Raw genomic sequence first — 15,824 nt, 5'->3', positions numbered from 1 at the left:
AGTTAGAGTACAGATGATGCAGTTTTCTAAAATGCATGGCCTGGGTAACGACTTTATGGTCGTTGACGCGGTAACACAGAATGTTTTTTTCTCTCCGGAGCTGATTCGCCGGCTGGCAGACCGGCATCTTGGCGTGGGCTTCGATCAGCTGCTGGTTGTCGAGCCGCCCTACGATCCGGATCTGGATTTTCATTACCGCATCTTTAACGCTGACGGCAGCGAAGTGTCGCAGTGCGGCAACGGCGCGCGTTGCTTTGCGCGGTTTGTACGTCTGAAAGGCCTGACCAATAAACGTGATATCCGCGTCAGCACGGCGAACGGTCGTATGGTATTAAGCGTAACGGAAGACGATCTGGTGCGCGTGAATATGGGCGAGCCGAACTTTGAGCCGTCCCAGGTCCCGTTCCGCGCGAACAAAGCGGAAAAGACCTATATTATGCGCGTCGCTGAGCAGACAGTATTGTGCGGCGTGGTCTCAATGGGGAACCCGCACTGCGTCATCCAGGTCGATGATGTGGAAACCGCGGCGGTGGAAACGCTTGGCCCGGTGATGGAAAGCCACGAACGCTTCCCGGAACGCGCGAACATCGGTTTTATGCAGATAGTCGAGCGTCATCGCATTCGCCTGCGGGTCTTTGAACGCGGCGCGGGCGAGACCCAGGCCTGCGGCAGCGGCGCCTGTGCGGCGGTCGCGGTCGGTATCCAACAGGGGCTGCTGGCCGAGGAAGTACGCGTGGAATTACCAGGCGGGCGTCTTGATATCGCCTGGAAAGGCCCGGGTCAACCGTTGTTTATGACTGGCCCGGCGGCACACGTCTACGACGGATTTATTCATTTATGAAACAACTCGGGGAAGAACAGCAGGATACGATCGGCGCGCTGGATGACCGTGCGGTGGTGGACTATCTGTTGCAACATCCTGAATTCTTTATTCGTAATGCCGCTCTTGTGGAGCACATGCAGGTTCCTCACCCGGTTCGGGGGACCGTTTCGCTGGTCGAGTGGCACATGGCTCGCGCACGTAATCATATCAACGTGCTGGAAGAGAACATGTCGCTGCTGATGGAGCAGGCGACGGCCAACGAAAGCCTGTTTCAGCGGCTCCTCCATCTGCAGACGCGGCTGGCGGCGGCAGAAAGCCTCGATGAGATGCTCAATCGCTTTCATCGCTGGGCCCGCGAGCTCGGCCTGGCCGGCGCAACGGTGCGTCTGTTCCCCGACAGCTGGCGGCTCGGCGCGCCCTCAAAATTCACCCACCTTGCGTTGACCCGCCAGGCCTTTGAACCCGTGCGCATTCAGCGTCTCAGGCAGGAACGCCACTACCTCGGTCCGCTGAACGGACCGGAGCTGCTGGTGGTGCTGCCGGAGGCGAAAGCCATCGGCTCGGTGGCGATGTCGCTGCTGGGCGGCGATGATGCGCCCGGCGTTATGCTGTTCAGTAGCCGCGATGCGCAGCACTATCAGCAGGGGCAGGGCACACAGCTGCTTCAGGAAATTGCCCTGATGCTGCCAGGCCTGCTGGAGCGCTGGGTTGAACGCGCATGACCGACTCTCCGCTGTTTACCGCCGTTGCCCGCTTCCTGCGCTATCTTGGCGTGGAGCGTCAGCTTAGCCCGATTACGCTGCTTAACTACCGACGCCAGCTTGATGCGCTGGTGGCGCTGGCTGAAAACGCCGGCTTAAAAAGCTGGCAGCAGTGCGATGCGGCTCAGGTGCGCGGTCTGGCGGTGCGGAGTCGAAAACAGGGGCTGGGCCCGGCAAGCCTGGCGCTGCGCCTCTCGGCGTTGCGCAGCTTCTTTGACTGGCTGGTGGCGCAGGGTGAGCTGAGCGCCAACCCGGCAAAGGGAATTTCGGCGCCTAAAATACCGCGCCATTTACCGAAAAATATCGACGTCGACGACGTTAACCGGCTGCTGGATATCGATCTGAACGATCCGCTGGCGGTACGCGACCGGGCGATGCTGGAAGTGATGTACGGCGCGGGCCTGCGTCTTTCTGAGCTGGTGAACCTCGACATTAAGCACCTCGACCTGGAGTCAGGAGAGGTGTGGGTGATGGGGAAAGGCAGCAAAGAGCGCCGCCTGCCGATTGGCCGCAGCGCGGTGGCGTGGATTGAGCACTGGCTGGATCTCCGCGGCCTCTTCGGCACCGATGACGATGCGCTGTTTTTGTCGAAGCTTGGCAAACGCATCTCCGCGCGCAATGTTCAAAAGCGTTTTGCCGAGTGGGGAATTAAGCAGGGGCTGAACAGCCACGTTCATCCGCACAAGCTGCGCCACTCCTTTGCCACGCATATGCTGGAATCGAGCGGCGATCTGCGCGGCGTGCAGGAGCTGTTGGGCCATGCCAATCTCTCCACCACTCAAATCTATACCCATCTTGACTTTCAACACCTTGCCTCGGTGTACGATGCGGCGCATCCGCGCGCCAAACGGGGGAAATAATGCGTTTTTACCGACCTCTGGGCCAGATTTCAGCACTGACGTTTGACCTGGACGATACCCTTTACGACAACCGCCCGGTCATCGACCGGACGCTGCACGAGTCGCTGGCCTTCGTGCGCAGCTACCACCCTTCGCTGAGCCAGTTCGATGCCCATCACCTGCAGCAGCTGCGCCAGACGCTGCTGGAGACCGAGCCGGATATTTACCACGACGTGACCGAATGGCGACGGCGTGCTCTGGTGCTGGGGATGATGAACGCCGGACTCTCTGCCGCGCAGGCCGAATCCGGCGCCGATGCGGCGATGGCGAACTTTGCCCACTGGCGCAGCCTGATTGACGTACCGCAGGAAACCCACGATACCCTGGCCGCGCTGGCGGAGAAGTGGCCGCTGGTGGCGGTGACTAACGGCAATGCGCAGCCGGAACTGTTCGGCCTGAGCGACTATTTCCGCTTTGTGCTGCGCGCCGGGCCGGACGGGCGTTCTAAGCCGTTTGCCGATATGTATCATCTGGCGGCGGAGCGTCTGGCGCTGCCGCTGGGGCAGATACTCCACGTCGGCGATGACCTGACCACCGACGTGGCGGGCGCTATCCGCTGCGGCATGCAGGCCTGCTGGATTAAGCCGCAGGGCGCCGACCTGATGCACACCACCGACAGCCGGCTGCTGCCGCACATTGAAATTTCGCGGTTGGCATCTCTGACCTCGCTGATATAATCACCATTAGTTCTGTATATATTAACAGTATGCCCGCCAGGCCAAGCGCTGCCGGGCTGCTCATTTCCGGCGGTGCCAATGGACGTTTCTTACCTGCTCGACAGCCTTAATGATAAACAGCGTGAAGCCGTCGCGGCCTCGCGCACCAATATGCTGGTTCTGGCTGGAGCGGGCAGCGGTAAGACCCGCGTACTGGTGCATCGCATTGCCTGGCTTATCAGCGTAGAAAACTGTTCGCCCTACTCCATTATGGCGGTGACCTTTACCAACAAAGCGGCGGCGGAAATGCGCCACCGTATCGGCCAGCTGATGGGCACCACCCAGGGCGGCATGTGGGTAGGCACCTTCCACGGCCTGGCGCACCGTCTGCTGCGCGCCCACCATCTTGATGCCAACCTGCCGCAGGATTTCCAGATCCTCGATAGCGAAGATCAGCTGCGCCTGCTGAAGCGGCTGATCAAAGCGATGAACCTCGACGAGAAGCAGTGGCCGCCGCGTCAGGCGATGTGGTACATCAACAGCCAAAAAGATGAGGGGCTGCGCCCGCACCATATCCAGAGCTACGGCAATCCGGTGGAGCAGACCTGGCAGAAGGTGTATCAGGCCTACCAGGAAGCCTGCGATCGCGCAGGGCTGGTGGATTTTGCCGAGCTGCTGCTGCGCGCGCACGAGCTGTGGCTCAACAAGCCGCATATTCTTCAGCACTACCGCGAACGCTTTACCAATATCCTCGTCGACGAATTCCAGGATACCAACAATATTCAGTATGCCTGGATCCGTCTGCTGGCGGGCGATAGCGGCAAGGTGATGATCGTCGGCGATGATGACCAGTCGATCTACGGCTGGCGCGGCGCGCAGGTTGAGAATATCCAGCGCTTCCTGACCGATTTCCCCGGCGCCGAGACCATTCGCCTGGAGCAGAACTACCGCTCAACCAACAATATCCTCAGCGCCGCCAACGCCCTGATTGAAAATAACAGCGGACGTCTGGGCAAGAAGCTGTGGACCGACGGCGCCGACGGCGAACCGATCTCCCTGTACTGCGCCTTTAACGATCTCGACGAAGCGCGTTTCGTGGTTAACCGGATTAAAACCTGGCAGGAAAACGGCGGGGCGCTGGAGCAGTGCGCCATCCTTTACCGCAGCAACGCCCAGTCGCGCGTGATGGAAGAGGCGCTGCTGCAGGCCAGCATGCCGTACCGTATTTACGGCGGCATGCGCTTCTTCGAACGTCAGGAGATCAAAGATGCGCTCTCCTACCTGCGCCTGATTGCTAATCGCAACGATGACGCCGCGTTTGAGCGCGTGGTCAATACGCCGACCCGCGGCATCGGCGATCGCACCCTGGACGTGGTGCGCCAAACGTCGCGCGACCGCCAGCTGACGCTGTGGCAGGCGTGCCGCGAGCTGCTGAAAGATAAAGCCCTTGCGGGCCGCGCCGCCAGCGCCCTGCAGCGCTTTATGGAGCTGATCGACGCCCTGGCGCAGGAGACGGCGGATATGCCGCTGCACGTCCAGACCGACCGGGTGATTAAAGATTCCGGCCTGCGCATCATGTACGAGCAGGAGAAGGGCGAAAAAGGCCAGACGCGTATCGAGAACTTAGAAGAGCTGGTGACGGCAACGCGCCAGTTCAGCTACAACGATGAAGATGAGGATTTAATGCCGCTGCAGGCGTTCCTTTCTCATGCCGCGCTGGAGGCGGGCGAAGGGCAGGCTGATACCTGGCAGGATGCGGTCCAGTTGATGACCCTGCACTCGGCGAAAGGTCTGGAGTTCCCGCAGGTGTTTATCGTCGGCGTGGAGGAGGGGATGTTCCCGAGCCAGATGGCGCTCGACGAGGGCGGGCGCCTGGAAGAGGAGCGCCGCCTTGCCTACGTGGGCGTAACCCGCGCGATGCAGAAGCTCACGCTGACCTACGCCGAAACCCGTCGCCTGTACGGCAAAGAGGTTTACCATCGTCCGTCGCGCTTCATCGGCGAGCTGCCGGAGACGTGCGTGGAAGAGGTGCGCCTGCGCGCCACGGTGAGCCGTCCGGTGAGCCATCAGCGCATGGGCACGCCGATGGCGGAGAACGATACCGGCTACAAACTGGGTCAGCGCGTGCGCCATCCGAAATTCGGTGAAGGCACCATCGTGAATCTGGAAGGCAGCGGCGAGCATAGCCGTCTGCAGGTGGCTTTCCAGGGGCAGGGCATCAAATGGCTGGTGGCAGCCTATGCGCGGCTGGAAACAGTGTAACAGTAAGAAAAATATCGTTTTTTTGTAATAATCTGCTAGCCTTATATGCTAAAGGGCAGGATTTGCTCTTTAGCGTTTCGTTGCGTGTTGACGCCGTTTTTGCGCTGGCGTAACATGCGCGCACGATTACGCTAAGAGGACATTCGCCTTGGACACACCCAGTAGATGCTGGCTCAACTTCCTGTCCGTCAGGAACAACTCCTAAGGCTATCCTCTTATGCTGATAGCCTTAGCGGTTGTCAGCGACCCGTCATTCCCGTCGCTCTGAGTCAGGCTTAATGGTCTGAAACCCCTTTTGTTTCTGTGTGCCCACCGAACTGTCCGATAATTTTTTTGCATTGGGAGTCCCGGTCATGCTGAGCGCATTTCAACTGGAAAATAATCGTCTGACGCGCCTGGAAGCCGACGAGATCAAGCACCTTGCCAGCTCGGTGTGGGTCGATCTGGTCGAGCCTGACGATGAAGAACGTAGCCGCGTGCAGACGGAACTGGGTCAGAACCTGGCAACCCGTCCGGAGCTGGAAGATATCGAAGCGTCGGCGCGTTTCTTCGAAGATGAAGACGGTTTACACATTCACTCATTTTTCTTCTTTGAAGATGCAGAGGATCACGCCGGCAACTCCACGGTGGCGTTTACCATCCGCGAAGGGCGCCTTTTTACCCTGCGCGAGCGTGAGCTACCCGCATTCCGTCTCTACCGCATGCGCGTGCGCAACCAGTCAATGGTTGATGGTAACGCCTACGAGCTGCTGCTCGATCTGTTCGAAACAAAAATCGAACAGCTGGCGGATGAAATTGAAAATATCTACAGCGACCTGGAAAAGCTGAGCCGGGTGATTATGGAAGGTCGCCAGGGCGACGAGTACGATGACGCGCTCTCTACCCTGGCGGAACAGGAAGATATCGGCTGGAAGGTGCGCCTGTGCCTGATGGATACCCAGCGGGCGCTGAACTTCCTCGTGCGCAAGGCGCGCTTGCCGGCGGGCCAGCTGGAGCAGGCGCGTGAGATCCTGCGAGATATCGAATCGCTGCTGCCGCATAACGAATCGCTGTTCCAGAAGGTGAACTTCCTGATGCAGGCGGCGATGGGCTTTATCAACATCGAGCAGAACCGCATCATCAAGATCTTCTCGGTGGTCTCCGTGGTCTTCCTGCCGCCAACCCTGGTGGCATCAAGCTATGGGATGAACTTTGAGTTTATGCCCGAGCTGCACTGGAGCTTTGGTTATCCGGGGGCGATCGTCTTTATGATGCTGGCCGGGCTGGCGCCATACCTCTACTTTAAGCGTAAAAACTGGCTTTAAAACAATAAATTATATCAAAACCGGCTGCCTTATAAGGTGGCCGTTTTTTTTCACCTTTATGTCAGCCGCCGCGCCGGAGAACGGAAACAGGCTTTGATTATCGCGAGTGACTTAATTCTCTGCGCATCATAAGTGTGGGCAATAAGTCACATAACGGCTGAGGGATAATTGTTACCATCGCAATATTCCCGATAAACAAAGGTGAAATTTTAGAATGAAAAGTATCTTTACACTACCCTTCCTGGCCCTGGCCTGCCTCTCCGTTAATGCACAAGCTGTTGAAAAACTTGCTGGTAATGAGATTCTTGCGGTTCAAAAAGGCGGCGTTGCGGATAAGGTCTACGCCGAGAATTATCCTCAGCTGAAGATTGCGACCTATAACATCGGCAAGAATGAAGCGTCCGATAACGTGGCGGATTTTACCTCACTCAATTTAGCGATTAAGCACATCGGCGCCGATATTATTGCGGTTCCGGAGGTCGATAATAAAACCGCCAGAAGCCAAAAGATCGATCAGCTAAAAACTATCGCGGACGCCAACCACTATCACTATGCCTTCGGCAAGGCGCTGGATTTCGACGGCGGAGAATATGGCGTCGGTATTCTGTCCAAATATAAAATTGACCATACCCAGGTGATTAAGCTGCCGTCGGGGGATGCCGAGCAGCGAATCGCGCTGCTGGCGCAAATCGCCGTTCCCGGCTTTGACAGCCCGGTGCTGGTGATGGTGACCCATCTCGACTGGCAGAAGGATCCGACGATGCGCGTGGAGCAGGTTCGCCATCTTCTGGACGTGAGCATCGGCGATGCCCCATCCGACTTTAAAGATATCGCCTCATCGATCAAAATCCTGGCGGGTGATTTTAACTCCACGCACGATGAGCAGCCGTTAAAAGAGGTGGGTTATTTCTTTAACCCCGTAATGAAGCAGGGGACGGATTACCGCACCTGGCCCGCGGTTAACCCGGCAATCGATATTGACCATATTTTTACCTTCAAGGGGCAAAAATGGAATGTGAAAAAAATCGAGGTGCCGCATAACTCGCCGGCCTTTGCCTGGTCATCCGCCAGCGATCATTTACCCCTGATTGCCGAGCTGGAGCTCACCGAGCAGTAAAAATAACGCGCCGGCCTCTGTGGATGAGAGGCCGGCGCGTGAGGCGGACGCGACGGCGCTAAGCCCGACGCAGCCGGCGCTGGGTGTACAGCGCGTCGACGATAAACACCGCCAGCGCGACCCAGATAAAGGCGAAGGTGACCATCTTATCTGCCCCCGGAACTTCCCCGTAAAACAGCACCGCCAGCAGAAACATCAGCGTTGGGCCAATGTACTGGAAAAAGCCCAGCGTGGAGAGGCGCAGGCGGGTGGCCGCGCCGGTAAAGCACAGCAGCGGGATAGTGGTCACGACGCCGGCAGCCATCAGCAGCAGGTTCAGCGACCACGGGTTTTGGCCCATATGGCTGGTGGGGCTATCGGCAATACCGAACAGGTAAAGGGCGGCAACCGGCAGCAGCCACAGGGTTTCAAACAGCATCCCGGTTTGGGCATCAACGGCAATCTTCTTGCGCACCAGCCCGTAGAAAGCAAAGCTAAACGCCAGTCCGAGGGCAATTATCGGCAGCGAGCCAAAGGTCCATAGCTGCACCAGCACCCCGCAGAACGCCAGCAATACCGCCAGCCACTGCATGCGGCGAAAACGTTCGCCGAGGAAAAGCATCCCCAGCACAATGTTGACCAGCGGGTTAATAAAGTAGCCCAGGCTGGCTTCCAGCATATGGTGGTTATTCACCGACCAGATGAAGAGCAGCCAGTTGCCGCCAATCAGCACCGCCGACAGCGCCAGCAGGAGCACCTTTTTTGGCGTCTGCAGCAGCTTTCTCACCTGCGGCCACTGGCGGCTAAGGCTGATAAGCGCCAGCATAAAGAAGAAGGACCAGATCACGCGGTGAGTCAGAATTTCATCTGCGGGAACGTAGTAGATAAGCTTGAAATATGCGGGTGCAATACCCCAGATAAAATAGGCGGCAAGAGCCAGAATAACGCCAAGCCGCGTTTGTTTTGCATCCATCGGTAAAATCCGTTACGCCAAAACAGCGATGTTACTCGATTTACGCCGATCAACCCACCATATACGTCGCCGTGGCGCTGGCGATATAAACCTGATCTTCGTTATGTAATTCTACGCGGGCGACCGCCACTTTATTCCCGGCGCGCAGCAGGCTGCTGGTGGCGGTGAAGTGCTCTCCGCGGCCCGGCCGCAGGTAGTCGACGCGCAGATCGATGGTGCCCATACGCGACAGGCGCTGGCGCAGCTCTTCTTCGTTGATGGTCTCATGGCGGGTCAGCGTACTGCCGACGCACACCAGGCCGGCGGCAACGTCCAGCGCTGAGGCAATCACGCCGCCGTGCAGAATGCTTTGCGCCCAGTTGCCGACCATCATAGGCTGGTTTTTAAAGCTCAGCTGGGCGAACTCTTTTTCGTAACGCTCCAGCTTCAGGCCTAAGGCGCGGTTAAACGGCATATGGTTGACAAAAATTTCTCCCACCAGCTTTAGGGCGGCTTCGGAAGTGAGTTCAGACATAGCGGGTGTATCCATTCGTTAATGAGATGTTGATTTTATGCCTCTAAAATATTGATTTCCACTTTCGGAACGGATAACCGAGCAGGGAGTCCATAAACAGGTAAAATGAGCCCGGTGTAAAATAGAAATAAAAATCACTCTTTCAGGAGAACAGTAATGCGTATCTCTTTGGCCTGGCTGCTGGCGCTGGTTGCGCTCCCGGCCGGCGTTTTGGCGCAGGACGCGCCGGTTGCTCATCAGGTTCACGATACGCCCGCGGTGCGCGGCAGCATTATCGCTAACCTGCTGCAGGATCATGATAATCCGTTCCTGCTCTATCCCTATGAGAGCAACTATTTGCTCTATACGTGGAGCAGCGATATCAACAAGGAAGCGATCTCCAGCTATGACTGGGCCGAAAATGCCCGCAAGGATGAGGTGAAATTCCAGCTCAGCCTCGCCTTCCCGCTGTGGCGGGGGATCCTCGGTGATAATTCGCTGCTCGGTGCCTCCTATACGCAGAAATCCTGGTGGCAGCTCTCAAACAGCAAGGAGTCTGCACCGTTTCGCGAAACGAACTATGAGCCGCAGCTGTTCCTCGGCTTTGCGACGGATTATCGGCTTGCCGGCTGGACGCTGCGCGATATTGAAGTAGGCTATAACCACGACTCCAACGGCCGCTCCGATCCCACCTCCCGCAGCTGGAATCGCCTGTATACCCGCCTGATGGCGCAAAACGGCAACTGGCTGGTGGAAGTGAAGCCCTGGTACGTTATCGGCAGCACCGATGATAATCCGGACATCACCAAATATATGGGCTATTACCGGCTGAAAGTTGGCTATCAGCTAGGCGATGCCATCCTCAGCGCGCAGGGGCAATATAACTGGAATACCGGCTACGGCGGCGCAGAGGTTGGCGTCAGCTATCCGATTACCCGCCACGTGCGTTTTTATACCCAAGTCTACAGCGGCTATGGCGAGTCGCTCATCGACTATAACTTTAACCAGACGCGCGTCGGTGTCGGCGTGACGCTCAACGATCTGTTTTAATCGTTGCACTCTGGCTCACGGGCGCTGAAAATAGCGCCTGTTTTTCTTTTCAGGCAGACGGGGTCAATGTGGCACAGGCGGAAGTATTGAATCAAACATTGCTGGCAAAGCAGGTTTTACAGGAAACCTTCGGCTACCAGCAGTTCCGCCCGGGTCAGGAAACCATTATCGACACGGCGCTGGAAGGGCGTGATTGCCTGGTCGTGATGCCAACCGGCGGCGGCAAATCGCTGTGCTATCAGGTGCCGGCGCTGGTGCTGGGCGGCCTGACGGTGGTGGTATCGCCGCTGATCTCGCTGATGAAAGATCAGGTCGATCAGCTGCTGGCGAACGGCGTGTCGGCGGCCTGCCTGAACTCAACCCAGAGCCGCGAGCAGCAGCAGGAGGTCATGGCCGGCTGCCGCAGCGGACAGATTCGCCTGCTCTACATCGCCCCTGAACGCCTGATGCTGGATAATTTCCTCGAGCATCTCAGCCACTGGAACTTGTCGATGCTGGCGGTGGATGAGGCGCACTGCATTTCCCAGTGGGGGCATGATTTCCGTCCGGAATACGCCGCCCTGGGGCAGCTGCGTCAGCGGATGCCGCAAATCCCGTTTATGGCGCTGACCGCCACCGCCGATGACACTACCCGTCGCGATATCGTTCGCCTGCTGGGGCTGAACGACCCGCTGATTCAGGTCAGCAGCTTCGATCGCCCCAACATCCGCTATATGCTGATGGAAAAATTTAAGCCGCTGGACCAGCTGATGCGCTACGTGCAGGACCAGCGGGGCAAGTCGGGCATTATTTACTGCAACAGCCGCTCGAAAGTAGAAGATACCGCCGCGCGCCTGCAAAGCCGCGGCATCAGCGCGGCGGCCTACCACGCCGGGCTGGAGCATCAGGTCCGTGCCGATGTGCAGGAGAAGTTCCAGCGCGATGACCTACAAATCGTGGTGGCGACGGTGGCCTTCGGAATGGGCATCAATAAGCCGAACGTCCGCTTTGTGGTGCACTTTGATATTCCCCGCAATATTGAGTCCTACTATCAGGAAACCGGCCGCGCCGGGCGCGATGGCCTGCCGGCGGAGGCAATGCTGTTTTACGATCCGGCCGATATGGCGTGGCTGCGCCGCTGCCTTGAGGAGAAGCCCGCCGGACCGCTGCTGGATATTGAACGCCATAAGCTGAACGCCATGGGGGCCTTTGCCGAGGCGCAAACCTGCCGCCGCCTGGTGCTGCTGAACTACTTTGGCGAAGGGCGTCAGGAGCCGTGCGGCAACTGCGATATCTGCCTTGACCCGCCGAAGCAGTACGACGCGTTAATGGATGCGCGCAAGGCGCTGTCGACGATTTATCGCGTCAACCAGCGGTTCGGGATGGGCTACGTGGTGGAGGTTCTGCGCGGCGCCAATAACCAGCGTATTCGCGATATGGCCCACGATAAGCTGCCGGTTTACGGTATTGGTCGCGATCAGAGCCACGAGCACTGGGTGAGCGTGATTCGCCAGCTGATCCACCTCGGGCTGGTGACGCAGAATATCGCCCAGCACTCGGCTCTGCAGCTTACCGAAGCCGCTCGCCCGGTGCTGCGCGGCGAAGTTCCGCTACAGCTGGCGGTGCCGCGCATCGTGGCGCTGAAGCCGAAAGCGATGCAAAAATCATTCGGCGGCAACTACGACCGCAAGCTGTTTGCCAAGCTGCGCAAGCTGCGTAAAGCCATTGCCGACGAAGAGAATATCCCGCCCTATGTCGTCTTTAACGATGCGACGCTGATCGAAATGGCCGAGCAATCGCCGATTACCGCCGGCGAGATGCTCAGCGTCAACGGCGTCGGTACGCGCAAGCTGGAGCGCTTCGGTAAAGAGTTTATGGCGCTGATCCGCGCGCATGTTGATGGTGAAGAGGAGTAGTCAGGCGGGCGAAAAGGTGCCAGGATGTTCTCTTCATCCTTCAAGCTGCTCTGCGTTGACTGCGCTCACTCACCCTCGTCGCCGGCTGTTTTTCGCGCCTGGGAATGTCCTCATTTGTCACCCTGACGCATCTTGATCACTCTATTCCAGTGGGTTAACTATGCTGATGCTTTTTCTTACCGTCGCGCTGGTGCACATCATCGCGCTGATGAGTCCGGGCCCGGACTTCTTCTTCGTTTCGCAAACTGCCGTCAGCCGCTCGCGCAAAGAGGCGATGATGGGCGTACTCGGGATCACCTGCGGGGTCATGGTCTGGGCGGGCGTGGCGCTGCTCGGTCTGCACCTGATTATTGAAAAAATGGCCTGGCTGCACACCATTATTATGGTCGGCGGCGGGCTCTATCTCTGCTGGATGGGCTATCAGATGCTGCGCGGCGCGCTGAAAAAGAGCGAGGCACCCGCCGCAGAGCCGCAGGTTGAACTGGCCCGCAGCGGGCGTAGTTTCCTCAAAGGGCTGCTCACCAACCTGGCTAACCCGAAAGCGATTATCTACTTCGGCTCGGTTTTCTCGCTGTTTGTTGGCGATGGCGTCGGCGCGGGCGAGCGCTGGGGTATTTTCCTGCTGATCGTCCTGGAAACGCTGGCGTGGTTTGCGGTCGTGGCCAGCCTGTTTGCGCTGCCGGCGATGCGCCGCGGCTACCAGCGGATGGCGAAGTGGATTGACGGTGTGGCCGGCGCGCTTTTCACCGGGTTTGGCATTCACCTGATTATTTCACGCTAAGTCCGAAGACCCGCCAGGCTGTGCCTGGCGGAGTTATTCACCTCAGGCGTGGCGTGCCGAAGCCAGCAGCGCGCCAACCAGCATAAACAGCGATCCAAAGACCTTGTTCAACGCCGTCATCTGCTTCGGCCCCTTAATCCATGCCGCAATGCGCTGCGCCAGGGTGGCATAGCCGATCATCACGATGATATCGACCACAATGGTAGTGACCCCCAGAACCAGATACTGCATCACCTGGGGCTGATGCGGCACGATAAACTGCGGGAACAGGGCCGCGAGGAACACGATGCTCTTCGGGTTGGTCAGATTAACGAAAACCGCCCGCTGGTATAATTTCCCCTGGGTCTGCGCCCGGGCCAGGGTGGTCAAGTTGATTGCCCCCGCGGCCCGCCACTGCTGAATGCCCAGCCAGATAAGATAGGCCGCACCCGCCCATTTCAATACTTCAAAGGCCAGCACCGAGCGGGAAAACAGCGTTCCCAGGCCAATACCCACCAGAACGATGTGAATCGCCAGCCCGGTCTGCAGGCCGGCAATCGAGGCCGTTGCCCCGCGGTAGCCGTGGCTGATTGAGGTGGTCATGGTATTAATCGCCCCTGAGCCCGGGGACAGGCTGAGAATAATCGATGTCAGCAGATAGGCGAACCACCACTCGAACGTCATGAGAAACTCCCTGGTTGTCTGTTTTTATGCCACAATACGCTATTGTGTAAGCCTTGTGTGATACACGGTAAAAAAACGATTTCTGGCGGTTAACAGGGGTGTAAACCCGATGTTTTGGCAGCAAAAGGATTGGGACACACGAGAAAACGCGTTTGCGGCTTTCACTATGGGGCCTCTGACCGATTTCTGGCGACAGCGGGAAGAAGCGGAATTTACGGGCGTCGACAGCATCCCGGTCCGCTTTGTTCGCTTCTGCGCCAAACAACACGACCGGGTGGTGGTTATCTGCCCTGGGCGTATCGAAAGCTACGTGAAGTACGCCGAGCTGGCCTACGATCTGTTCCACAGCGGTTTCGATGTGATGATTATCGATCATCGCGGACAGGGGCGATCGGGGCGCATATTAACCGACAGCCACCGTGGCCACGTCGTTAACTTTAGCGATTATGTTGACGATCTTGCTGCGCTTTGGCTGCAGGAAGTTGCGCCAGGCCACTGGCGAAAACGCTTTATACTGGCTCACTCTATGGGCGGCGCAATCGCGACCTTATTTTTGCAACGCCACCAGCAGCATTGTGATGCCATCGCGCTGTGCGCGCCGATGTTCGGGATAGTTATGCGCTTTCCGGACTGGATGGTGCGCCATATTCTCGACTGGGCTGAGGGCTATCAGCGCATTCGAGAAGAGTACGCCATTGGCACCGGCCGCTGGCGGGCGCTGCCCTTCTCGGTCAACGTCCTGACGCATAGCCGCCAGCGCTACCGGCGCAACCTGCGCTTTTATGCGGACGAACCCCAGCTGCGGGTGGGCGGGCCAACGTACCACTGGGTGCGCGAGGGGATCCTCGCGGGCGAAGAGGCGCTGGCTGGCGTAGAAAAAGATATTACCCCCACGCTGTTGTTGCAGGCTGAAGAAGAACGCGTGGTCGACAACCGTATGCACGAGCGCTACTGCGAACTGCGGGCTGCGGCGGGCCACCCCTGCGAAGGTAATAAGCCGCTTGTTATAGAAGGGGCATACCATGAGATCCTTTTTGAAAAGGACGCCATGCGCTCAGTCGCGCTAAATGCCATCGTCGATTTTTTCACTCGACACAATTAGAGCCTTTCCCGGCAGGTGTAAATTGTTGCCGCCTGTGGGGCATGGACAGCGCGAAACCACCGAAACGTACAGGCCGTACGTGAGGATGGTGAGTGCTGCCCGGGTCCGAAATGGCAAATAAAATAGCCTGATGGGATAGGCCCTTAATCCGACGAAGACACTCGTCGCCCTGCTTAGAGGTTAAAATTTTTATGTACCAGGTTGTTGCGTCTGACTTAGATGGCACGCTGCTTTCCCCCGATCACACCCTAAACCCCTACGCGAAAGAGACGCTGCAGCTGCTGACCGCTCGCGGCATCAACTTTGTTTTTGCTACCGGCCGTCATTACATCGACGTCGGGCAGATTCGCGATAATCTCGGCATTAAGTCCTACATGATCACCTCCAACGGCGCGCGCGTGCACGATAGCGAGGGCAATCAGATATTCGCCCATAACCTCGATCGCGATATTGCCAGCGATCTGTTTGAGATGATGCGCAGCGATCCGCTGGTCGTCACCAACGTCTATCGCGACGACGAGTGGTACATGAACCGCCACCGCCCGGAAGAGATGCGCTTTTTCAAAGAGGCGGTGTTTAACTACAAGCTGTACGAGCCCGGCGAGCTTGATTCCCAGGGGATCAGCAAGGTGTTTTTCACCTGCGAGGATCATCAGCATCTGCTGCCGCTGGAGCAGGCGATCAACGCCCGTTGGGGCGATCGCGTGAACGTCAGCTTCTCAACGCTGACCTGTCTCGAAGTGATGGCGGGCGGCGTATCGAAAGGTCATGCCCTCGAAGCGGTTGCCAAAATGCAGGGCTACGCCCTGAAGGACTGCATCGCCTTTGGCGACGGCATGAACGATGCAGAGATGCTGTCGATGGCGGGCAAGGGCTGCATTATGCTGAATGCGCACCAGCGCCTGAAAGATCTTCACCCCGAGCTGGAGGTGATTGGCAGCAACGCTGACGACGCGGTGCCGCACTATCTGCGCAGGCTCTATCTCTCCTGATAAAGATTGACGACTGGCGATTTATTCTCCAGTTGTCAACCTGACTCTTCGCTACAATGAGCGTTCTTCCTCCT

At 57.9% G+C, this 15,824-nt stretch carries 16 protein-coding genes; 13 read left to right on the top strand and 3 right to left on the bottom strand.

Annotation, left to right across the window (positions count from 1 at the left end; translation table 11 throughout):
* Nucleotides 1-16 precede the first annotated feature (16 nt).
* From dapF to M2416_RS25040, 8 genes are all read left to right on the top strand, one after another.
* Complete coding sequence (gene dapF / locus M2416_RS25070; protein WP_041147498.1) at nucleotides 17-841, top strand: diaminopimelate epimerase; 825 nt, start codon at nucleotides 17-19, stop codon at nucleotides 839-841.
* Complete coding sequence (locus tag M2416_RS25065) at nucleotides 838-1,545, top strand: DUF484 domain-containing protein (protein ID WP_041143492.1); 708 nt, start codon at nucleotides 838-840, stop codon at nucleotides 1,543-1,545. Before dapF ends, M2416_RS25065 begins: the two co-directional genes overlap by 4 nt.
* Entirely contained in the window at nucleotides 1,542-2,444 is a 903-nt protein-coding gene (gene xerC / locus M2416_RS25060; RefSeq protein ID WP_259227431.1) for a tyrosine recombinase XerC, read from the top strand. The genes M2416_RS25065 and xerC overlap by 4 nt, the downstream gene beginning before the upstream one ends.
* Nucleotides 2,444-3,160, top strand: a complete 717-nt coding sequence (yigB, locus tag M2416_RS25055) for a 5-amino-6-(5-phospho-D-ribitylamino)uracil phosphatase YigB (RefSeq protein ID WP_041143494.1) — start codon at nucleotides 2,444-2,446, stop codon at nucleotides 3,158-3,160. Before xerC ends, yigB begins: the two co-directional genes overlap by 1 nt.
* Before the next feature lie 78 nt (nucleotides 3,161-3,238).
* Nucleotides 3,239-5,401, top strand: a complete 2,163-nt coding sequence (gene uvrD, locus M2416_RS25050; protein ID WP_259227430.1) for a DNA helicase II — start codon at nucleotides 3,239-3,241, stop codon at nucleotides 5,399-5,401.
* Between the two features lie 148 nt (nucleotides 5,402-5,549).
* Entirely contained in the window at nucleotides 5,550-5,606 is a 57-nt protein-coding gene (ysgD, locus tag M2416_RS27015; RefSeq protein ID WP_350028775.1) for a YsgD/CorL family protein, read from the top strand.
* Between the two features lie 148 nt (nucleotides 5,607-5,754).
* Nucleotides 5,755-6,705, top strand: coding sequence for a magnesium/cobalt transporter CorA (gene corA / locus M2416_RS25045; RefSeq protein ID WP_041143496.1), 951 nt, complete (start codon nucleotides 5,755-5,757; stop codon nucleotides 6,703-6,705).
* A 214-nt stretch (nucleotides 6,706-6,919) separates the two neighbouring features.
* Nucleotides 6,920-7,822: an endonuclease/exonuclease/phosphatase family protein gene (locus M2416_RS25040; protein ID WP_259227428.1), complete on the top strand. Its 903-nt coding sequence runs from the start codon at nucleotides 6,920-6,922 to the stop codon at nucleotides 7,820-7,822.
* 58 nt (nucleotides 7,823-7,880) lie between these two features.
* On the opposite strand, the gene rarD is transcribed toward M2416_RS25040, so the two are convergent.
* Entirely contained in the window at nucleotides 7,881-8,774 is an 894-nt protein-coding gene (gene rarD, locus M2416_RS25035) for an EamA family transporter RarD (RefSeq protein ID WP_041143498.1), read from the bottom strand.
* A 49-nt stretch (nucleotides 8,775-8,823) separates the two neighbouring features.
* On the bottom strand, nucleotides 8,824-9,288 hold the full coding sequence (gene yigI / locus M2416_RS25030; protein WP_041143499.1) for an acyl-CoA thioesterase YigI: 465 nt from the start codon (nucleotides 9,286-9,288) through the stop codon (nucleotides 8,824-8,826).
* 156 nt (nucleotides 9,289-9,444) lie between these two features.
* Between yigI and pldA the strand changes: the two genes are divergently transcribed.
* The 3 genes from pldA (at nucleotide 9,445) to rhtC (ending at nucleotide 12,993) form a co-directional block, all read left to right on the top strand.
* The gene (gene pldA / locus M2416_RS25025; RefSeq protein ID WP_045853600.1) at nucleotides 9,445-10,317 is read left to right on the top strand and encodes a phospholipase A; all 873 of its coding nucleotides are present in this window, start codon (nucleotides 9,445-9,447) and stop codon (nucleotides 10,315-10,317) included.
* A 68-nt stretch (nucleotides 10,318-10,385) separates the two neighbouring features.
* Nucleotides 10,386-12,212: an ATP-dependent DNA helicase RecQ gene (gene recQ / locus M2416_RS25020; protein ID WP_259227427.1), complete on the top strand. Its 1,827-nt coding sequence runs from the start codon at nucleotides 10,386-10,388 to the stop codon at nucleotides 12,210-12,212.
* A gap of 160 nt (nucleotides 12,213-12,372) precedes the next feature.
* On the top strand, nucleotides 12,373-12,993 hold the full coding sequence (rhtC, locus tag M2416_RS25015) for a threonine export protein RhtC (protein ID WP_076947998.1): 621 nt from the start codon (nucleotides 12,373-12,375) through the stop codon (nucleotides 12,991-12,993).
* A gap of 42 nt (nucleotides 12,994-13,035) precedes the next feature.
* Here rhtC and rhtB read toward each other — a convergent pair whose 3' ends face one another.
* Nucleotides 13,036-13,656, bottom strand: coding sequence for a homoserine/homoserine lactone efflux protein (gene rhtB, locus M2416_RS25010; RefSeq protein WP_076947999.1), 621 nt, complete (start codon nucleotides 13,654-13,656; stop codon nucleotides 13,036-13,038).
* Nucleotides 13,657-13,765: 109 nt separating this feature from the next.
* On the opposite strand from rhtB, the gene pldB reads away from it, so the two are divergent.
* Both pldB and yigL read left to right on the top strand, forming a co-directional pair.
* Nucleotides 13,766-14,758, top strand: a complete 993-nt coding sequence (gene pldB / locus M2416_RS25005) for a lysophospholipase L2 (RefSeq protein WP_076948000.1) — start codon at nucleotides 13,766-13,768, stop codon at nucleotides 14,756-14,758.
* A gap of 191 nt (nucleotides 14,759-14,949) precedes the next feature.
* Nucleotides 14,950-15,750 (top strand): sugar/pyridoxal phosphate phosphatase YigL, encoded by an 801-nt coding sequence (yigL, locus tag M2416_RS25000; RefSeq protein WP_076948001.1) that lies wholly within the window; start codon nucleotides 14,950-14,952, stop codon nucleotides 15,748-15,750.
* The last annotated feature ends 74 nt before the right edge of the window (nucleotides 15,751-15,824 follow it).

Source organism: Klebsiella sp. BIGb0132, from assembly GCF_024810075.1.
Taxonomy (GTDB): domain Bacteria; phylum Pseudomonadota; class Gammaproteobacteria; order Enterobacterales; family Enterobacteriaceae; genus Klebsiella; species Klebsiella terrigena.
The sequence above is the reverse complement of the archived record's forward strand: the minus strand, read 5'-3'. Positions and strand labels throughout refer to the sequence as shown.

What these genes read in the sequence shown, in the direction of transcription:
- rhtC (WP_076947998.1), top strand. Translation starts at nt 12,373, where the DNA reads ATGCTGATGCTTTTTCTTACCGTCGCGCTGGTGCACATCATCGCGCTG.
- M2416_RS25065 (WP_041143492.1), top strand. Translation starts at nt 838, where the DNA reads ATGAAACAACTCGGGGAAGAACAGCAGGATACGATCGGCGCGCTGGAT.
- M2416_RS25040 (WP_259227428.1), top strand. Translation starts at nt 6,920, where the DNA reads ATGAAAAGTATCTTTACACTACCCTTCCTGGCCCTGGCCTGCCTCTCC.
- rhtB (WP_076947999.1), bottom strand. Translation starts at nt 13,656, where the DNA reads ATGACGTTCGAGTGGTGGTTCGCCTATCTGCTGACATCGATTATTCTC.
- yigI (WP_041143499.1), bottom strand. Translation starts at nt 9,288, where the DNA reads ATGTCTGAACTCACTTCCGAAGCCGCCCTAAAGCTGGTGGGAGAAATT.
- pldB (WP_076948000.1), top strand. Translation starts at nt 13,766, where the DNA reads ATGTTTTGGCAGCAAAAGGATTGGGACACACGAGAAAACGCGTTTGCG.
- uvrD (WP_259227430.1), top strand. Translation starts at nt 3,239, where the DNA reads ATGGACGTTTCTTACCTGCTCGACAGCCTTAATGATAAACAGCGTGAA.
- dapF (WP_041147498.1), top strand. Translation starts at nt 17, where the DNA reads ATGCAGTTTTCTAAAATGCATGGCCTGGGTAACGACTTTATGGTCGTT.
- pldA (WP_045853600.1), top strand. Translation starts at nt 9,445, where the DNA reads ATGCGTATCTCTTTGGCCTGGCTGCTGGCGCTGGTTGCGCTCCCGGCC.
- rarD (WP_041143498.1), bottom strand. Translation starts at nt 8,774, where the DNA reads ATGGATGCAAAACAAACGCGGCTTGGCGTTATTCTGGCTCTTGCCGCC.
- yigB (WP_041143494.1), top strand. Translation starts at nt 2,444, where the DNA reads ATGCGTTTTTACCGACCTCTGGGCCAGATTTCAGCACTGACGTTTGAC.
- corA (WP_041143496.1), top strand. Translation starts at nt 5,755, where the DNA reads ATGCTGAGCGCATTTCAACTGGAAAATAATCGTCTGACGCGCCTGGAA.
- yigL (WP_076948001.1), top strand. Translation starts at nt 14,950, where the DNA reads ATGTACCAGGTTGTTGCGTCTGACTTAGATGGCACGCTGCTTTCCCCC.
- xerC (WP_259227431.1), top strand. Translation starts at nt 1,542, where the DNA reads ATGACCGACTCTCCGCTGTTTACCGCCGTTGCCCGCTTCCTGCGCTAT.